Raw genomic sequence first — 17469 nt, 5'->3', positions numbered from 1 at the left:
CAAAAATTAGAGCATAATTTCTTAAGAGTAGGCAGTTCCGGGGATTCGTTTTGCGCCTGCCTTCGGAATCGGGCATGCAACTGCGTGCAAATCGGCCCCTGCGCTTCCGTCAGCACCTCCCGTCCGGCTCTCATTGCCAGGCGAGCGCCCAGGACCTAATAGAAATCGAGCAATCAGATGGAGTGAAGCATGTTGCTTCTCAGTGAAGGGCAGAGACGAGCCGGGCTGTCCCGGCCGGCGCTGCCTGCAGCCCTCAAACATCCGGCCGCCGCCATTCTTGCCGACCGATATATGCGGGACCGCCAAGTGTGAGCAACAGGACGCCTTCCCTGCCGGAACTTCCGGTCTCGCATGTACTTGCCGATATCGGCAGCGCGCTCGCCGGAGAGCGGCGCGCGGTGCTTTCCGCACCGCCCGGCGCCGGCAAGACGACGCTGGTGCCGCTTTATCTATTGGGCCAGGAATGGCGCGGCGACGGCCGGATCATTCTGCTGGAGCCACGGCGGCTGGCCGCAAGGGCAGCCGCCGCCCGCATGGCCTCGCTGCTTGGCGAGCAGGTGGGCGATACCGTGGGCTACCGCATGCGCCTCGACAACCGCATCTCGTCCAAAACCCGGATCGAGGTGGTGACGGAAGGCGTGTTCGCGCGGATGATTCTCGAGGACCCCGAACTTTCCGGTATTTCCACCGTCATCTTCGACGAATTCCACGAGCGCTCGCTGGACGCGGATTTCGGCCTGGCGCTGGCGCTCGACGTGCAATCGGCGCTGCGGGAGGACCTGCGCATCCTCGTCATGTCGGCGACGCTGGATGTGGAACGGGTCGCCAGCCTGCTCGGCCATCCGCCCGTCATCGAAAGCATGGGCCGCAGCTTTACGATCGACATCCGCCATCAGGATCGGCCGGCGGGCGAACGCATTGAGGACACGGTGACGCGGGCGATCCGCGATGCACATGCGAACGAGCAGGGCTCGATCCTCGCCTTCCTGCCGGGACAGGCGGAGATCACTAGGACAGCGGAACGGCTCGACGGCCGGTTCGGAGCGGAAACGGCAATCGCGCCGCTTTACGGCAATCTCGGCCAGAAGGAACAGGACGCGGCGATAAGGCCCGCGCCAAAGGGCACGCGCAAGATCGTGCTGGCCACTTCGATCGCCGAAACCTCCATTACCATCGACGGCGTGCGGATCGTCATCGATAGCGGCCTGCAGCGGCTGCCAGTCTTCGAGCCCTCGACCGGCATCACGCGGCTCGAAACGGTGCGCGTATCGCGCGCCTCTGCGGACCAGCGCGCCGGCCGTGCCGGGCGAACCGAGCCGGGCGTCGCCATTCGCCTTTGGCATCCGGGGCAGACGGCCGCACTTCCGGCCTTTACGCCGCCGCAGATCCTTTCGAGCGATCTTTCCGGGCTGGCGCTCGATCTGGCGCATTGGGGCGTGCAGGACCCGGCAACGCTTGCCTTCGTCGACCAGCCACCGGCGACGACGCTTGCCGAGGCGCGAGCCTTGCTGCGTCAGCTGGGAGCGCTCGACGCGGAGAACGGGCTGACGGCGCGCGGCCGGCTGATGCGCGAGCTCGCCCTGCCGCCGCGGCTGGCGGCGATGGTAATATCGGCGGCCGAATTCGGCCAGGCGCGCGAGGCGGCGCTGCTGGCCGTGCTATTGACGGAACAGGGGCTTGGCGGCCAGAGCATCGATCTGGAGGACCGGCTGCGCCGCTTCAAGACGGAAAAGGGCGAGCGTGCCGAGGCTGCGCGCCGGCTGGCCGCACGCCTCGCCCAGGCATCGGGCGGCAATCCCGGCCCAGCCTCTCCCACCCCTCCGCTCGCGGGCGTGCTGCTGCTGCATGCTTTTCCCGACCGGATCGCCCTGCAGCGCGGCGGCCGCGGCCGCTTCGTCATGGCCAACGGGCGCGGCGCGGAACTGCCCGAGACCGAGCGGCTTGCCGGCGCACAGATGCTTGTCATTGCCGATCTGACCGGCCGTGCGGCGCAGGCGCGCATTCTGGCCGCGGCGGAGATTTCGCGCGCCGATATAGAAGAGCATCTGCCTGGCGAGATTCGCACCGAAGACCAGAGCTTTTTCGACAGAGCGAGCCGTCAGGTGCGGGCGCGGCGGGCAACGCGGCTGGGCGCCATCATCTTCGAGGAAACGCCCCTCCCGCGCCCCTCCGGCGAGCAGGCGGCAAAGGCGCTGGCCGACGGCATTCGCGAACTCGGCATCGGCGTCCTGCCGTTCTCGAAGGACGCCGCGCAGTTGCGCGAAAGGATCGGCTTCTTATACAGGACGATCGGCGAGCCCTGGCCCGACATGAGCGACGAGGCCCTGCTTGCGCGGCTCGACGACTGGTTCACGCCGTTTCAGGCGGACGCGCGCGGTCTCTCGGATATCACCGCCGGAGGGCTTTCCAATGGGCTGCTGTCGCTGGTGCCGCATGAGCTGCAGCGCGATCTCGCCCGCATGGCGCCAACGCATTTCGAGGCGCCGACCGGCCAGCGCCATCCCATACAATATGATGGCGAGGAACCGCTGCTGACCATTCGCGTCCAGGAGCTGTTCGGGCTGAAACAGCATCCGGCCATCGGCGGCGGCAGGCTGCCGCTGCTGCTGGAGCTGACATCGCCGGCGCACCGCCCGATCCAGACGACGCGCGACCTGCCCGGCTTCTGGGCGGGTTCCTGGAAGGACGTGCGCGCCGACATGCGCGGGCGCTATCCGAGGCATCCCTGGCCGGAGGACCCGGCCGAGGCATTGCCCACGACACGCGCCAAGCCGAGGGGAACCTGACAATGGCACGCTTCTTCCGCGGACTGGAAAAACTGTCCGAGGCCGAAATGAAGGCACAGGAGGGCCATCACACCAGCCGGCGGCTGCGGCTGCAAACGCTGGTGCGCCTGCGCTGGCTTGCGGTCGGCGGCCAGATGGTGACCGTGATGATCGTCGCCTTCTGGCTGAAATTCCCCATGCCGCTGCTGCCCTGCTGCGTGCTGATCGCCTGCCTTGCCTGGATCAATTTCTTCCTGACGCTGCGCTATCCGCCGACGCACCGGCTGGAGCCGCCGGCGGCTTTCGCCCTGCTCAGCCTCGACCTTCTGCAACTTTGCGGGCTGCTGCTGATCACCGGCGGCCTTGCCAACCCCTTTTCGGCGCTGGTCTGCGTGCCCGTCATCATTTCCTTCGCCTCGCAGCCGATCCGCTACAGCATGCCGCTGATCCTGCTGGCGATGATCTGCATCACCGGTCTGGCCTTCTCGCCCTTTCCACTGCCCTGGTATCAGGGCGTCGCCGTCAACGTCCACAGCGTCATGCAGCTCGGGGTCTGGTGCTCCATCGCCTCCACCATGGCTTTTGCCGCCTTCTACGCCTATCGCGTCTCCATGGAAGCCTCGCAGCTTGCCGATGCGCTGTCGGCGACCGAACTCGTGCTGCAGCGGGAAAAGCACCTGTCGCAACTCGACGGGCTGGCCGCCGCGGCCGCACACGAACTCGGCACGCCGCTTGCGACCATCAGCGTCGTTGCCAAGGAGATGGAACGGGAACTGCGCGAGGACGATCGTTTCCGTGAGGACGTGGCGCTGCTGCGCAGCCAGAGTGAGCGTTGCCGCGACATCCTCAGGCGGCTGACGACCCTTTCCTCCGAGGACGAGGCCCATATGCGGCGGCTGACGCTCTCTTCCATGATGGAAGAAATCATCGCGCCGCATCGCGAGTTCGGGATCGCGCTGGAGCTGATCGAAAAGAGCCCGCGTGCCGGCGAGCCGGTTCTCGGCCGCAATGCCGGCATCATGTACGGGCTGGGCAATCTCATCGAAAATGCGGTCGATTACGCCCGCAAGACGGTGACGATCACGGTGGAATATACCGCCGATACCCTGGCGATTACCATCGAAGACGACGGCAGCGGCTATTCGCCGGAAATCCTGGCGCGGATCGGCGAACCCTATGTCACCTCGCGCCAGCGTGACGACACCGCCGGCGGCCTCGGGCTCGGCCTCTTCATCGCCAAGACGCTGCTGGAGCGCTCGGGGGCTGCGCTTTCCTTCGGCAATCGCGATCCGGAGACGCCGGGCGCGCGCGTCCGCGTCGAATGGCCGCGCGTGTTGATCGACAGTAATTCGACAAAATGATTTTCACGGCTTAAAACAGCGATCGTCAAAAATCGGTAGAATATGCAGGCGGATGATCGCCGGGATAGAAGATAAAATGACGGATAAAGAAAGCGTTGCCCCGCAGGTCGGGGCCAAGGAAGACGCGGCCCATATCGGCCCGGACGCAACCTTGCTGATCGTCGATGACGACGGCCCCTTTCTGCGCAGGCTGGCGCGCGCGATGGAAACGCGCGGCTTTGACGTCGAGACGGCGGAGTCGGTGGCGGAAGGCGTTGCCAAATCCAAGGCGACGCCGCCGAAATATGCCGTGGTCGATCTTCGCCTTGGCGACGGTAACGGGCTGGACGTGATCGAGGCGATCCGCCAGCGGCGCGACGACACGCATATCGTCGTTCTGACGGGTTACGGAAACATCGCGACGGCGGTCACTGCGGTCAAACTCGGCGCGCTCGACTATCTCGCCAAACCCGCCGATGCCGACGACGTCTATGCCGCGCTGACGCAGCGGCCCGGCGAAAAGGCGGAAGTGCCTGAGAACCCGATGTCGGCGGATCGCGTGCGCTGGGAGCACATCCAGCGCGTCTACGAGATGTGCGAGCGCAACGTTTCCGAAACGGCCCGCCGGCTTAACATGCATCGCCGCACGCTGCAGCGCATCCTGGCCAAGCGCGCGCCGAAATAGAGCAATTCCAGGAAAAGTGTGCAGCGGTTTTCCGTCCGGAATTGTGCCGGAGACTCACTGATCTATTCGGAAGCAAAGGACTTGCCCGTCGCCCATTCTGCCAGAAGCAGGCGCTGCGCGGCGGCGCGCGAGAAATTGAGCGTCACCGACTTGCGCGTCGCGGGCGGCAGGCGATGCTCCGGCGCCTCGCGGATCATGTGGGCGCCGTAACCGTCGGACAGAAACAGCCCGCACTCCTCCGGAAATATATCGAGCGGCACGTCCTTGTGCGTCGCGAAGAACAGCCTGTCGCAATGCAGGCGATAGTCCGGCCATTTGCGGTCGACGCGGAAATCCTCGATCGACGTCTTGATCTCGATGATCCAGATTTCGCCCTTTTCCGAAAGAGTGACGAGATCGGCGCGGCGACCGCTGGCAAGCGGCAGCTCCGGCAGCACGGCATGGCGCATCTCATGCAGCAACAACTGCATGCCCTTGCGCACGAGCATGGCTCTTTCCGACTGCCTGCCGTCTATTAACGGATTGTTATTGTAAACGTTCAAAATCGTCATGAATTGTCCCGGGGACAGGCCAAGCGTTGTTGCAAAAAAACCATGTCCTTCTAATTTGCGCGCTGACGCTATTTTTGTAGTGCCACAGCAGCTTGCAAAGCCAAGTTTAATGGAAAATAAACCGTAGACAAAGATGGTTGATAGCCATCCAGTTCCCCGCCACGAAATTCAAGAGACTACCATGCGCATCCGTAATGCTATGACCGCACTCGGCCTTGTCGCAATGCTCGCATCGGCTGGCTATGCCACCACCGCCGCAGCAGCGCCGGCCGCAACCGCAAATTCGGCCACCGAGACCATCAAGACTTTCGATGGCGACTACGGTGTGACCAGCGACAACGGCTTTCAGCTGCCGGCGATCCCGATCCAGAAGGTGAAGCCGCAGTTCCGCCGTCAGATCGTCGAATACAAGACGGACGAGGCCGAAGGCACGATCATCGTCAACACGCGCGAGCGTCATCTTTATTACATCCTCGGCAATGGCGAAGCGATGCGCTACGGCATCGGCGTCGGCAAGCAGGGCTTCTCCTGGTCCGGCACCGCCTATGTCGCCTGGAAGCAGGAATGGCCGAATTGGCATCCCCCGAAGGAAATGGCTGTCCGCCGTCCGGAAATCGCCAAATATGTCGATGGCGGCATGAACCCGGGCCTTTCCAACCCGCTCGGCGCGCGCGCCATGTATCTCTACAACGAAAAGGGCCAGGACACGCTGTTCCGCCTGCACGGCACGCCGGAATGGGCTTCGATCGGCACCGCTGCCTCCTCGGGCTGCATCCGCCTGATCAATCAGGACGTGATCGATCTCTACAGCCGCGTTCTTCCGGGCCGCAGCACCAAGGTCATCGTGATCCAGTAATCGCTGGCTACTTGAATTGAACGAAAAGGCCGCCGGATATCGATCCGGCGGCCTTTTTGTTCTTGAGGCTGGACATTGCCCCCCTTCTCCCCTCGGGGAGAAGGTGCCCGAAGGGCGGATGAGGGGGAGGCGCGGCAAAGAGATAATACTTAAACTGGAATATTGCGTGCTGGCGGTGGCTCCCCTCACCCTGCCCTCTCCCCTCGGGGAGAGGGAGCTTTTTGCCAAGCATCGCCTCTTCGGCGCAAAATGCCGCAAGCGAAGATTTACCCCGCCTGCCTTGCCTTCAGTTCGATGCGGCGACGATGCAGGACCGGTTCGGTATAGCCGTTCGGCTGCTCACGCCCCTTGAGGACGAGATCGAGGGCGGCCTGGAAGGCGATCGAACCGTCGAAATTGCCTGACATGGCGATGTAGTTGGGATCATCGGCATTCTGCCGATCGACCACGGCCGCCATACGCTTCATCGTCTCGATAATCTGCGCTTCGGTGATGACCTTGTGGTGCAGCCAGTTCGCCATATGCTGCGCGGAGATGCGCAGGGTGGCGCGATCTTCCATGAGGCCGACATTGTTGATATCCGGCACCTTGGAGCAGCCGACGCCCTGATCCACCCAGCGCACGACATAGCCGAGAATGCCCTGGCTGTTGTTGTCGATCTCGCGCTGGATTTCCTCAGGCGTCCAGTTCGGTCGGGAGGCGACCGGCACGGAGAGAATATCGGAGAGCCTGGCACGGCCACGGCTCTTCAGGCTCTTCTGCACGTCGACAACGTTGACGCGGTGATAATGGGTGGCATGCAGCGTCGCGGCCGTCGGGGACGGCACCCAGGCGGTGTTGGCGCCAGCCTTCGGGTGGGCGATCTTCTGTTCGAGCATGGCCGCCATCAGATCCGGCATGGCCCACATGCCCTTGCCGATCTGGGCATGGCCGGAGAGACCGCATTCAAGGCCGATATCGACGTTCCAGTTCTCATAGGCGCCGATCCAGGCCGCCTGCTTCATGTCGCCCTTGCGGATCATCGGGCCGGCTTCCATCGAGGTATGGATTTCATCGCCGGTGCGATCGAGGAAGCCGGTATTGATGAAGACGACGCGCTCGCGGGCGGCGCGGATGGCTTCCTTGAGGTTGACGGTGGTGCGGCGCTCCTCGTCCATGATGCCCATCTTCATGGTGTTGCGCGCCATCCCGAGAAGGTCTTCGACGCGCGCGAAGATATCGACCGCGAAGGCGACTTCCTCGGGACCATGCATCTTCGGCTTGACGACATACATGGAGCCGGTGCGCGAGTTCTTGCGGCGGCCGTTCGGACCGATATCGTAGAGCGCGATCAGGCCGGTGATGGCGGCATCCATGATGCCCTCCGGCACCTCGTTGCCATCACGGTCGAGGATCGCCGGATTGGTCATCAGGTGGCCGACATTGCGCACCAGCATCAGCGAGCGGCAGTGCAGGTCGAAGGTGCTGCCGTCAGGCGCGGTATAGGCGACATCCGGATTGAGCCGGCGCGTGAAGGTCTTGCCGCCCTTGGCGACCTCTTCCGTCAGGTCGCCCTTCATCAGGCCGAGCCAGTTGCGGTAGACCTCGGCCTTGTCCTCGGCATCGACGGCCGCGATCGAATCCTCGCAGTCCATGATCGTCGTGATCGCCGATTCCAGGCGGACGTCGGAAATACCGGCCGGGTCGGTCTTGCCGATGGCGGTGGTGGCGTCGATGACGATTTCGATATGGATGCCGTTCTGCTTCAGCAGGATATGCGTCGGCGCTGCCGCATCGCCGAGATAACCGGCGAAATGGCTGCCATCCGCCAGTTTCGCGGCGCCGCCCCTGATGGCAATCGCCAGCGCGCCATTCTTCACGGCAAGGCCGGTAACATCCTTCCAGCTCGCCCCGTCGAGCGGCACGGCGGAATCAAGAAAATCGCGGACCCAGGCAATGACCTTTTCGCCGCGCTTGGGGTTATATCCCTTGCCCTTCTCGGCGCCGTCGGTCTCGGGAATGGCATCGGTGCCGTAGAGGGCGTCATAAAGCGATCCCCAGCGGGCATTGGCCGCGTTCAGGGCATAGCGGGCATTCATGACGGGAACGACGAGCTGCGGGCCGGCAATCTCCGATATTTCGGGATCGACATTGGCCGTCGAAATCGTAAAGGCCGGGCCTTCGGGCACGATATAGCCGATATCGCGGAGGAAGGCCTCATAGGCGGCGAGATCGACGGGGGCGCCGTTCTTGCGATACCAGTCGTCGAGCGATGCCTGCATGCGGTCGCGCTTGGCAAGCAGCTCGCGATTCCGGGGCGCAAGATCGTGAACGATTTCGGAGAGGCCGGCAAAGAAGGCATCCGGATCCACGCCCGAACCCGGAAGGGCCTCCTTGACGAGGAAATCATACAGTACCGGTTCGATCTGAAGCCCGTTTTTCTCAATGCGGCTCATGCCAAATACTCCTCAAGGCCGTGTTACGGCTCAATTTTCATATGCTGCCACTTTGTTGATTGTTTCGCCTTCCGTCAATTTGGAAATAATTCGAAAGATTTATGCCTCTCTGGAAACAGTCAATCCGCCGCGATGCGCGGACGGCCGCTGGCGGTGGCTATGAACCGCGCCTCGATCAGCTTGCGATTGCCCTCGACCTCCGGCGCATCCACCTGTTCGTCCATCGCCACGACGAGGTCGACCGCGCCATTCAACCGTGCCTGCGCCATCGCGGCCTCGACGGCGCGCGAACGGGCATCGGCAAAGCTCCGGTTCTCGTCGGTAAAGCGCAGGCTCTCGCCGGCGCCGTTCAGGACGTAGATGCCATCCTCCGGCATGGTGACGAAGACAACGGCACTGGCCCGCACCTGCCCGACCACGGCGCCGACGGCATTGGCGACATCCGAATCGGCGGGAATGGCGCTTTCGGTCGCCAGCATCTCCGCAATCGCGGGATAGTAGACGGAGGCGGAAGCGCCGAGCCCGACAAGCGGGCGATCGAGCGAAATGGTGAAGCGGGCGATCCCCGGCGCACGGCGTAGCGCACGGTCGATGGAGATCGATCTGGCCGGATCGAGATCGGCAACGCCATCCTCGGCGAGGCAGGCGGCAAGAATGACGTCGGCCGACTGTCGGGTCAGGCGATCGACGATTTTCTGCGCGAGCTCCTCGACGGATGCGGCGATGGCGCGGCCGGAGCCATCCTTCAGCCGCATCGCCAGGGCCAGTCCGAGGCGGGCCGCCGGCTCGTTCCACTGGCTCTGCCGGCCGAGCACATGCATGGCATCCGAAGGCGTCAGGCCGCTCAGATGCACGAGGCCCCGCGCGACAAGCCGGTCCAGCGTCGCCTTCTGCGACGTCATCGTCAGAAGCTTGTCGAGCGCCGCAGGAACGGTGCCGATCCTGTCGAACAGCGCCTGCTCCGGCGCGGTGAGACCGCTCGCCAGATGATCCGGCACACCGGTACGCAGCGCAAAGCGGCCGGCATTGCGGCCCAGATGCGGCGCTCGCAACTGCTGTTCCAAGACATCGAGTACCGCTTCGCCATGCATGTGGGCGGCGAGGCTCAGCGGGAGCAGACGGCGCGGGCCGAGTTCGAAGGCGGCGATGAGGCCGCGATCGTTGATCTTCACCTCGGAATCGCCGCCGAGGCCATAGGTGCGCATGGCGACGGCCTCGACCATGGTGCGATAGCCCCCGACCACCGCGCCATCGGCATCGAGCCGCGGCCGGCCATCCTCCATGACGGCAACGTCGGTGGTGGTGCCGCCGATATCGGAAACCACGGCTGCGTCGAGACCGGTAAGATAGCGCGCGCCGACAAGACTTGCGGCGGGACCCGACAGAATGGTCTCGATCGGCCGGAGCCTGGCCTCCGCAGCGGAAATGAGCGCGCCGTCGCCGCGCACCACCATCATCGGCGCGGAAATGCCGCGCGTCGTCAAAAATCCTTCGCAGGCGCCGACGAGACGGTCGATCATCGAGACGAGGCGGGCATTGAGCAGTGTCGTCAAGGCGCGGCGCGGGCCGCCGAGCTTGGAGGAGAGTTCGTGGCTACAGGTGACGGGCAGATGCGAGAGCTCGCGGATACAATCGCGCACCCGGATTTCATGAGCCGGATTCCGCACGGCAAAATAGCCGGCAACGGCAAAAGAGGAGACCGATTTCGCCAGATCCGGCAATGCGTCGCGCAATGCCGTCAGATCGAGCGGATTTTCGGTGCCGTGAACATTGTGGCCGCCGGGGAGATAGAGCACGGGATCGGATCCGAGCGCTTCGGCAAGGCCGTCGCGCTTGAGATCGTCCGGGCCGAAGCCGATCATGATCAACCCGGCGCGGCCGCCCTGCCCTTCCACCAGCGCGTTGGTTGCGAGCGTGGTCGACAGCGATACCAGACCGATCGCCGAGACGGGAATTTTGGTCTTGGCGATGACGGCATCGACGGCGCCGGCAATGCCGACGGCGAGATCATGCCGCGTGGTCAGCGATTTCGCCTTGGCGATCACGCCATCGGTTTCATGGAAGAGAACGGCATCGGTATAGGTTCCACCCGTATCGATGCCGAGCAGGAAATGAGAGGTCACGACAATATCCAGCCCTTGAATGCACTGCGATGCCGTTATTGCACCCTTCCGGGCCGGGCCGCTAGCTGGCAAGCGGCAAAAACAGTCTTACCGTCGTGTCACCCGCATCGGCAATCCGCCGCGCGGCTGGGTCGTCAGCTTCTGCACCGGCCAGGGATCGGTCTCTTCGGTCGGGTCGAAGCGGAAGCGGCGCATCATCACGGCAAGGGCGATGACCGCTTCCTGAAGCGCGAAAGTGGCGCCGATGCAGACGCGTGGGCCGGCGCCGAAGGGCAGGTACTGGAAACGATTGATCTTGCCGCGGTTCTCCGGAAGAAAGCGTTCCGGCATGAAGGCGCGCGGCTTTTCCCAGTAGAGCTCGTGGCGGTGCAGCGTCCACGGCATGATGAGGACGGTAATGTCCTTCGGGATGGTCACGCGCTCGCCCTTGGCGCTCGTCCATTCGTCGTCGGCGATCGCGGCGCGATTGATCGACGGCGCCGGCGGGTAGAGGCGCATGGCCTCCTCGAAGGCGGCGCGGACATGCGGCATCAGGTCGAGCCAGGCGACCGGTTCGGCATCGGTCGCAAGCACCCTGTCTATTTCCTCTTCCATGGCCTGACGGATGTGCGGGCTGTTGGCCACGCAATAGAGCGTCCAGGCCAGTGCGCGGGCGGTCGTCTCATGGCCGGCGCCGATGAAGGTGAGGATATTGTCCTCGATCTCCTCCATCGTCAGGCCGTCGGGGCCGGCCTTTTCCAGAAGCAGCGTCAGGAAGTCGTCCGGCGCGCCGGCACGGTCGCTGCGCATCTTTTCCAGACGCAGGTCCATGGTGTTGCGGACGATGCCGCGGAACTTGTCGAGCATGCGCCGGCCGCCGATGCGGGTGATGCGCGGCACCCATCCAGGCGCGCGCAGGAGATCCATCGGGTCGACCCGGCCCATGCGATGCAGCAGCTCGTTGACATCGTCGGCGAAATGCTCGCCTTCCGTGACGATTTCGCCTGAAAACAACGTTTCCGCCAGAATGGCGAAGGTCATTTCGGTCATGTCCACGGCGAGATCGAACACCGCGCCTTCGCTGCCGATATCCTCGTATTTCTGCAGGTATTCAAGGCTCTGGCTCAGCATCTGGCCGGCAAAGCCCTGGGCATGGCGCGGCGTGAATACCGGTGCCACCGCCTTGCGCGAACGCTTCCAGACCGGGCCCTCCGCCGTCAGCAGACCGTCACGCAGGATCGGCCGCAGCACGAGCTGGCGGATATCGGCCATGCGGTAATTGGCGGCATTATCGACCAGAACATGCTTGATCAGACCGGGATCGTTGACGATCAGCGTCTGCTCGCTGAAGAACTTCGCCTTGATCCAGGGCAGCGTATAGGAGGGCTCGCCCCAGAGTTCGAGCGGATTGCGCAGGATGGTCTTGATGATCGTCCAGCGCGACGGGGGGATGGTGCGCGGGATCGGCGCCGGCGGGGAGAAGGCTTCCGGTAGCATGTCCATCGGATCAATTCTCCTCGAAGACCGGGCTTTGCTCCATTCATGCGGCCGAAGCGGCGCACCCATCCGATATGGTGAACGCCACCGGCAAAATCCAGACGATAAAACGTCGCGTCCGATGTCTAAAGCAGCGACTTCAGGTCGCTCAGCTTATCGTTGATAAGCCAGCCGTAGTAATTCTCTTCGGGCCAGACCGGCTGCGAGGAGCCGCGGTTCCTGGCGGCCAAGGCGGCGGCGCGCTTGCGGGAGTTGCCGAGATTGTAGAGCGTCGCGGTGATGCCGGGATTGTCCGAAATATCCATGCCGGCAATCGAGCGATAGTCGTCGATCGACTTGCGGATCGAGGCCGCCACAAAAGCCAGCGAAAGGTCGGGATCCATGATCGCCTTGTAGACGCCGCCGGCATCCTTCTCATCCAGCTTCGCAATGCCCGAGGTGCGGCTGACGAGATCGGAGAGTTCCAGCGCCGTCAGCGGATTGACCTGCCCGAGACCGAAGGTCTGGCCGGCATAGAAGGGCTGGAAGAAGACCGCGCTGAAACGATTGTCCGGATAGGATTTGCCGCCGACCGTCTTGCCGCGAAAATCGTCTTCCCAGACATCCTCGCGGCAGATCCAGAGACTGTAGGAATCCTTCTTGCTCTTGCACGCGTCGAATTGCGGCCGGGCGACGAAATCGTCGACGTTTTCGCCGTCATAGGCAAAACGGAAGTTCTGGCCGGCATAGGATGCGGCCTTGACGTAGTAGGATTGCAGGCCGTCATAGGCATCGACGTTGTAGGTATGCTCGCCGACGAGCGCGCCGATGATGTGAATGGGGTCGATACCGTAGGCCCGCGCCGTCGATTTGATCTTCGACATCAGCCTGGTATCCGTCGCCAGCAACTCGCGGACCTTCTGGTATTTGCGCTCGAAGGTGGAGTTGGTGCCGCGCGTGCGGCGAACGGAGGCGCCGGGAACCGGCGGCTGCTCGGCATTGCGGTTGCCCGGAGGCACCGTCGTTGCAGCATCCGCATGGGCGGGGATCCAGGAAAGGCTGGCAACGGCCAGAAGAGCAATGATCAGCATACGTCGCAAGATGGCTGTCCTGTCGAAGTTTCAACCGATGTTTCCGTGCGGCTGCCTGACGGATAATCTTGGCCGAATAAAGCCATCCGACACAAAGAAACGGGCCCCTAACTAAAAAGTTAACGGCCCGCTGTCGAGTGTTTACTGTTTTAAACCGTCTTTGCCGGTCCGCTACAGGATGAAGCGGGACAGGTCGGTATTGCTTGCGAGGTCGCCGACATGCTCTCGGACATAGGTGGCATCGATGGTCACCGATACGCCGGCACGATCCGACGCGTTGTAGGAAATCTCGTCGAGCACCCGCTCCATGACCGTCTGCAGGCGGCGGGCGCCGATATTCTCGACGGTGGAGTTCAGATGCACGGCGACATCGGCAAGAGCGTCGATGGCGTCGTCGGTGAAGTCGAGCTTCAGGTCTTCCGTTTCCATCAGCGCCTTGTACTGCCGGATGAGGCTCGCCTGTGGCTCGGTGAGGATGCGGCGGAAATCTTCCTTGGTCAGCGGACGGAGTTCGACGCGGATCGGCAGGCGGCCCTGCAGTTCCGGCAGCAGATCCGAAGGCTTGGCGACATGGAAGGCGCCGGAGGCGATGAAGAGGATATGGTCGGTCTTGACCGGGCCATACTTCGTCGAAACCGTCGTGCCTTCGACCAGCGGCAGCAGGTCGCGCTGGACGCCCTCGCGGGAAACACCGGCGCCGACGCCGCCATCGCGGGCCGCGATCTTGTCGATCTCGTCGAGGAAGACGATGCCGTCATTTTCCGCCGAGCGCACGGCTTCGCGCTGGATCGCCTCATTGTCGATCAGCTTGTCGGATTCGTCGCGGATCAACTCCTTGTAGGAATCCTTGACCGTCGTGCGTACCTTTTTCGTACGGCCGCCCATGGCCTTGCCGAACATTTCGGAGAGGTTGAGCACGCCGATATTGGCGCCGGGCATGCCGGGGATTTCGAAACCGCCGGGCATGCCGGAGCCGGTATCGGCCACTTCGATGTCGATTTCCTTGTCGTCGAGCTGGCCATCGCGCAGCTTCTTGCGGAAGCTGTCGCGCGTTGCCGGCGACGCCGTGGCGCCGACAAGCGCATCGAGCACGCGCTCTTCGGCGCTCATATGCGCCTTGGCCTGCACCTCGGCGCGCTTCTTTTCGCGCACCAGGCCGATGCCGACTTCGACGAGATCGCGGATGATCTGCTCGACGTCGCGGCCGACATAGCCGACTTCGGTGAACTTCGTGGCTTCGACCTTGATGAAGGGCGCACCGGCAAGCTTGGCGAGGCGGCGGGAGATTTCCGTCTTGCCGACGCCGGTCGGCCCGATCATCAGGATATTCTTGGGCATGACTTCGTCGCGCAGCTCGGGTTCGAGCTGCTGCCGGCGCCAGCGGTTGCGCAACGCAATCGCCACGGCGCGCTTGGCCTCATGCTGGCCGACAATATAGCGGTCGAGTTCGGAAACGATCTCGCGGGGGGAAAAAGTGGTCATTTCGCGTGTTCCCTGTCAGGGCTAGAAACTATCAAGAGAGGAACCGTCTCAGGCTTCGGCATCCAGCGTTTCGACGATCACGTTATGATTGGTGTAAACGCAGATGTCGGCAGCGATATCGAGGGCACGGCGGGCGACATCCTCGGCGGATTTGTCGCTGTCCATCAGCGCACGCGCGGCGGCGAGCGCGAAATTGCCGCCGGAGCCGATTGCCATGGCGCCATGTTCGGGCTCGAGCACATCGCCGTTGCCGGTGATCGCGAGCGTTACGTTTTTATCGGCAACCAGCATCATGGCTTCGAGGTTGCGCAGATATTTGTCGGTGCGCCAATCCTTGGCGAGCTCGACGGCGGCGCGCATCAACTGGCCGGGATATTGTTCGAGCTTCTTTTCAAGGCGCTCGAGCAGGGTGAAGGCATCGGCGGTCGCGCCGGCGAAACCGGCGATGACATCGCCCTTGCCGATGCGGCGAACCTTGCGCGCATTGCCCTTCATTACCGTCTGGCCAAGGCTCACCTGGCCATCACCAGCCATCACGACCTTGCCGTTCTTGCGAATAGTCACGATTGTCGTCATTTAACACCTGTTTGCCCCCGTTCCGGCGGGCGTTCTGCCGGGCCGCGCATCAGCCCCGTCAGCACCCTATGTAAGAGGGGTTTGCGCGATTGCAAATGGCAGTCACGGCCGAATGATGGCGGCACGCCGGCTAAACGCGCCAGGCCCGCGCGTAACTTCTGGATATTTCCCGATGCGCCTGATAAGGAACGGCCGTCATTCCGATGGAGCAGCCCATGGCAGAGACCGCAGCGAGCCGCACGGCAAGCGTTTCCCGCAAGACCAACGAGACCTCGGTCTCCGTTTCCGTCAATATCGACGGCAGCGGCAAATCGACGATTTCGACGGGAGTCGGCTTCTTCGACCATATGCTGGAGCAGCTGTCGCGACATTCGCTGATCGACATGGAGATCGACACTAAGGGCGACTTGCATGTCGACGATCATCATGCCGTCGAGGATACCGGCATCGCGATCGGCCAGGCGATTGCCAAGGCGCTGGGCGACCGGCGCGGCATCACCCGCTACGCCTCCATCGACCTTGCCATGGACGAGACGATGACGAAGGCGGCCGTCGATCTTTCCGGCCGGCCGTTCCTCGTCTGGAACGTTTCGTTCAGCGCCCCGAAGATCGGCACCTTCGATACCGAACTGGTGCGCGAATTCTTCCAGGCGCTGGCGCAAAACGCCGGCATCACGCTACATATCCTCAATCATTATGGCGCCAACAATCACCATATAGCCGAGACATGCTTCAAGGCCGTTGCGCGTGCGCTGCGCACCGCAACCGAGATCGATCCGCGGCAGGCAGGACGGGTGCCCTCGACCAAAGGCACGCTCGCCTAAAGCCGGATGATTTTCGGTCGCTTCGACCGAAAATCATCCGGCTTTAAAATCAAAGAAATAGAGCATGATGCCGTCCGAAAACCGCGTACACTTTTCGGCATCATACTCTAAGCCCCAACCTGGGGAAGTGAAGAATGGCAAGCTATCTGATTTTGACTCCGCCCGGAGCGCCGAACCGATCCGAAACATCGGACCGGTATCGCGACGGGACGCGGTTCATCCGTGACGGTTTTTCATGGAAGGCGTTCCTGTTTCCGACGGTCTGGATGCTTTTCCATCGGCTTTGGCTGCATGCGATTGCTGCCTTCCTGCTGCAGGGCATTGCGCTGGAGCTGATGCGGCAGCCGGGCTTCCTTGCCGCCGGCGCGGCACTGCTGCTCGGGGTGCATGTTCTCGCCGCCCTCGAAGGCCCGCATACGCTCGGCGATCGCCTTGTCGGGCGCGGCTGGAACGTACGCAATCTCGTCTCGGCGCACGATCTGGCGACGGCGGAGGAAATCCACTTTTCCGAGCTGGAGCAGGAACCAAATCCGGATATCCATCCGAAAAATTGGGATATCCCTGCCACCAGTAAGAATACCGGCCGCCCAGGCCCGAGCTTCGGCCTTCCCGGCTATGATGGAGGACGCTGACCATGCGCGTCGCGATTATCGACTATGGTTCCGGCAATCTGCGCTCGGCCACCAAGGCTTTCGAGCGCGCCGCTCGCGAAGCCGGCATCGACGCGGAGATCGACCTGACCGATGATGCCGAGCGCGTGGCCACCGCGGACCGCATCGTGCTTCCCGGCGTCGGCGCCTATGCGGACTGCCGCCGCGGCCTCGATGCCGTGCCCGGCATGTCGGAAGCAATCGTCGATGTCGTGGAACACAAGGGCCGCCCTTTCCTCGGCATCTGCGTCGGCATGCAGCTGATGTCGTCGCGCGGTCTGGAAAAGACGATCACGCAGGGCTTCGGCTGGATCAAGGGCGACGTCAAGGAAATGACGCCAAACGACCCCAGCCTGAAAATCCCGCAGATCGGCTGGAATACGCTGGATCTGCGCCACCCGCATGCGCTGTTCGACGGGATCGCGACCGGGCCGGACGGCCTGCACGCCTATTTCGTCCATTCCTATCATCTGGCGGCCGACCACAGCGATGACGTCATCGCGACGACGAACTATGGCGGGCCGATGACCGCCTTCGTCGGCCGCGACAATATCGCCGGCGCGCAGTTCCACCCGGAAAAGAGCCAGAAGCTCGGTCTCGCCCTGATCGCCAATTTCCTGCGCTGGAAGCCGTAAG

14 protein-coding genes are annotated in these 17469 nt (G+C 63.2%); 7 read left to right on the top strand and 7 right to left on the bottom strand.

The window, feature by feature from the left end:
* Nucleotides 1-308 precede the first annotated feature (308 nt).
* The 3 genes from hrpB to ACJJVH_RS16260 all read left to right on the top strand — a co-directional run bounded on the left by hrpB (nucleotide 309) and on the right by ACJJVH_RS16260 (nucleotide 4790).
* The gene (hrpB, locus tag ACJJVH_RS16270; protein WP_412064353.1) at nucleotides 309-2786 is read left to right on the top strand and encodes an ATP-dependent helicase HrpB; all 2478 of its coding nucleotides are present in this window, start codon (nucleotides 309-311) and stop codon (nucleotides 2784-2786) included.
* Between the two features lie 47 nt (nucleotides 2787-2833).
* A complete protein-coding gene (locus tag ACJJVH_RS16265) occupies nucleotides 2834-4126 on the top strand; it encodes an ActS/PrrB/RegB family redox-sensitive histidine kinase (RefSeq protein ID WP_412065186.1) in 1293 nt (430 codons plus the stop codon).
* Between the two features lie 76 nt (nucleotides 4127-4202).
* Nucleotides 4203-4790: an ActR/PrrA/RegA family redox response regulator transcription factor gene (locus tag ACJJVH_RS16260; RefSeq protein ID WP_112803921.1), complete on the top strand. Its 588-nt coding sequence runs from the start codon at nucleotides 4203-4205 to the stop codon at nucleotides 4788-4790.
* 62 nt (nucleotides 4791-4852) lie between these two features.
* On the opposite strand, the gene ACJJVH_RS16255 is transcribed toward ACJJVH_RS16260, so the two are convergent.
* Nucleotides 4853-5341 carry an MmcB family DNA repair protein gene (locus ACJJVH_RS16255; RefSeq protein WP_112803918.1) on the bottom strand — a complete coding sequence of 163 codons (489 nt, stop codon included), beginning with the start codon at nucleotides 5339-5341 and terminating at the stop codon, nucleotides 4853-4855.
* A gap of 181 nt (nucleotides 5342-5522) precedes the next feature.
* Between ACJJVH_RS16255 and ACJJVH_RS16250 the strand changes: the two genes are divergently transcribed.
* On the top strand, nucleotides 5523-6197 hold the full coding sequence (locus tag ACJJVH_RS16250; RefSeq protein ID WP_112803917.1) for a L,D-transpeptidase: 675 nt from the start codon (nucleotides 5523-5525) through the stop codon (nucleotides 6195-6197).
* 266 nt (nucleotides 6198-6463) lie between these two features.
* Here the strand turns inward: ACJJVH_RS16250 and ACJJVH_RS16245 are convergent, their stop codons facing one another.
* The 6 genes from ACJJVH_RS16245 to hslV form a co-directional block, all read right to left on the bottom strand.
* Nucleotides 6464-8632, bottom strand: a complete 2169-nt coding sequence (locus ACJJVH_RS16245) for a malate synthase G (protein WP_412064352.1) — start codon at nucleotides 8630-8632, stop codon at nucleotides 6464-6466.
* A gap of 119 nt (nucleotides 8633-8751) precedes the next feature.
* Nucleotides 8752-10755, bottom strand: a complete 2004-nt coding sequence (locus tag ACJJVH_RS16240) for a hydantoinase/oxoprolinase N-terminal domain-containing protein (RefSeq protein WP_412064351.1) — start codon at nucleotides 10753-10755, stop codon at nucleotides 8752-8754.
* Nucleotides 10756-10842: 87 nt separating this feature from the next.
* Nucleotides 10843-12237: a cytochrome P450 gene (locus ACJJVH_RS16235; protein WP_113360384.1), complete on the bottom strand. Its 1395-nt coding sequence runs from the start codon at nucleotides 12235-12237 to the stop codon at nucleotides 10843-10845.
* 119 nt (nucleotides 12238-12356) lie between these two features.
* Entirely contained in the window at nucleotides 12357-13301 is a 945-nt protein-coding gene (locus tag ACJJVH_RS16230) for a DUF1402 family protein (RefSeq protein WP_412065185.1), read from the bottom strand.
* Between the two features lie 171 nt (nucleotides 13302-13472).
* A complete protein-coding gene (hslU, locus tag ACJJVH_RS16225; protein ID WP_412064350.1) occupies nucleotides 13473-14783 on the bottom strand; it encodes an ATP-dependent protease ATPase subunit HslU in 1311 nt (436 codons plus the stop codon).
* A gap of 48 nt (nucleotides 14784-14831) precedes the next feature.
* Nucleotides 14832-15359, bottom strand: coding sequence for an ATP-dependent protease subunit HslV (hslV, locus tag ACJJVH_RS16220; RefSeq protein ID WP_112803911.1), 528 nt, complete (start codon nucleotides 15357-15359; stop codon nucleotides 14832-14834).
* A gap of 215 nt (nucleotides 15360-15574) precedes the next feature.
* Here hslV and hisB point away from each other — a divergent pair, with 215 nt between their 5' ends.
* The 3 genes from hisB to hisH all read left to right on the top strand — a co-directional run bounded on the left by hisB (nucleotide 15575) and on the right by hisH (nucleotide 17468).
* Nucleotides 15575-16183, top strand: a complete 609-nt coding sequence (gene hisB, locus ACJJVH_RS16215; protein ID WP_015338215.1) for an imidazoleglycerol-phosphate dehydratase HisB — start codon at nucleotides 15575-15577, stop codon at nucleotides 16181-16183.
* 134 nt (nucleotides 16184-16317) lie between these two features.
* Entirely contained in the window at nucleotides 16318-16815 is a 498-nt protein-coding gene (locus ACJJVH_RS16210; RefSeq protein WP_113393054.1) for a DUF2628 domain-containing protein, read from the top strand.
* Between the two features lie 2 nt (nucleotides 16816-16817).
* Complete coding sequence (hisH, locus tag ACJJVH_RS16205; RefSeq protein WP_113372148.1) at nucleotides 16818-17468, top strand: imidazole glycerol phosphate synthase subunit HisH; 651 nt, start codon at nucleotides 16818-16820, stop codon at nucleotides 17466-17468.
* Nucleotide 17469: the final 1 nt, after the last annotated feature.

This window comes from Rhizobium sp. SYY.PMSO (assembly GCF_046840415.1).
GTDB lineage: Bacteria > Pseudomonadota > Alphaproteobacteria > Rhizobiales > Rhizobiaceae > Rhizobium.
The sequence above is the reverse complement of the archived record's forward strand: the minus strand, read 5'-3'. Positions and strand labels throughout refer to the sequence as shown.

What these genes read in the sequence shown, in the direction of transcription:
- ACJJVH_RS16265 (WP_412065186.1), top strand. Translation starts at nt 2,834, where the DNA reads ATGAAGGCACAGGAGGGCCATCACACCAGCCGGCGGCTGCGGCTGCAA.
- ACJJVH_RS16260 (WP_112803921.1), top strand. Translation starts at nt 4,203, where the DNA reads ATGACGGATAAAGAAAGCGTTGCCCCGCAGGTCGGGGCCAAGGAAGAC.
- ACJJVH_RS16255 (WP_112803918.1), bottom strand. Translation starts at nt 5,341, where the DNA reads ATGACGATTTTGAACGTTTACAATAACAATCCGTTAATAGACGGCAGG.
- ACJJVH_RS16250 (WP_112803917.1), top strand. Translation starts at nt 5,523, where the DNA reads ATGCGCATCCGTAATGCTATGACCGCACTCGGCCTTGTCGCAATGCTC.
- ACJJVH_RS16245 (WP_412064352.1), bottom strand. Translation starts at nt 8,632, where the DNA reads ATGAGCCGCATTGAGAAAAACGGGCTTCAGATCGAACCGGTACTGTAT.
- ACJJVH_RS16235 (WP_113360384.1), bottom strand. Translation starts at nt 12,237, where the DNA reads ATGGACATGCTACCGGAAGCCTTCTCCCCGCCGGCGCCGATCCCGCGC.
- ACJJVH_RS16230 (WP_412065185.1), bottom strand. Translation starts at nt 13,301, where the DNA reads ATGCTGATCATTGCTCTTCTGGCCGTTGCCAGCCTTTCCTGGATCCCC.
- hslU (WP_412064350.1), bottom strand. Translation starts at nt 14,783, where the DNA reads ATGACCACTTTTTCCCCCCGCGAGATCGTTTCCGAACTCGACCGCTAT.
- hslV (WP_112803911.1), bottom strand. Translation starts at nt 15,359, where the DNA reads ATGACGACAATCGTGACTATTCGCAAGAACGGCAAGGTCGTGATGGCT.
- hisB (WP_015338215.1), top strand. Translation starts at nt 15,575, where the DNA reads ATGGCAGAGACCGCAGCGAGCCGCACGGCAAGCGTTTCCCGCAAGACC.
- ACJJVH_RS16210 (WP_113393054.1), top strand. Translation starts at nt 16,318, where the DNA reads ATGGCAAGCTATCTGATTTTGACTCCGCCCGGAGCGCCGAACCGATCC.
- hisH (WP_113372148.1), top strand. Translation starts at nt 16,818, where the DNA reads ATGCGCGTCGCGATTATCGACTATGGTTCCGGCAATCTGCGCTCGGCC.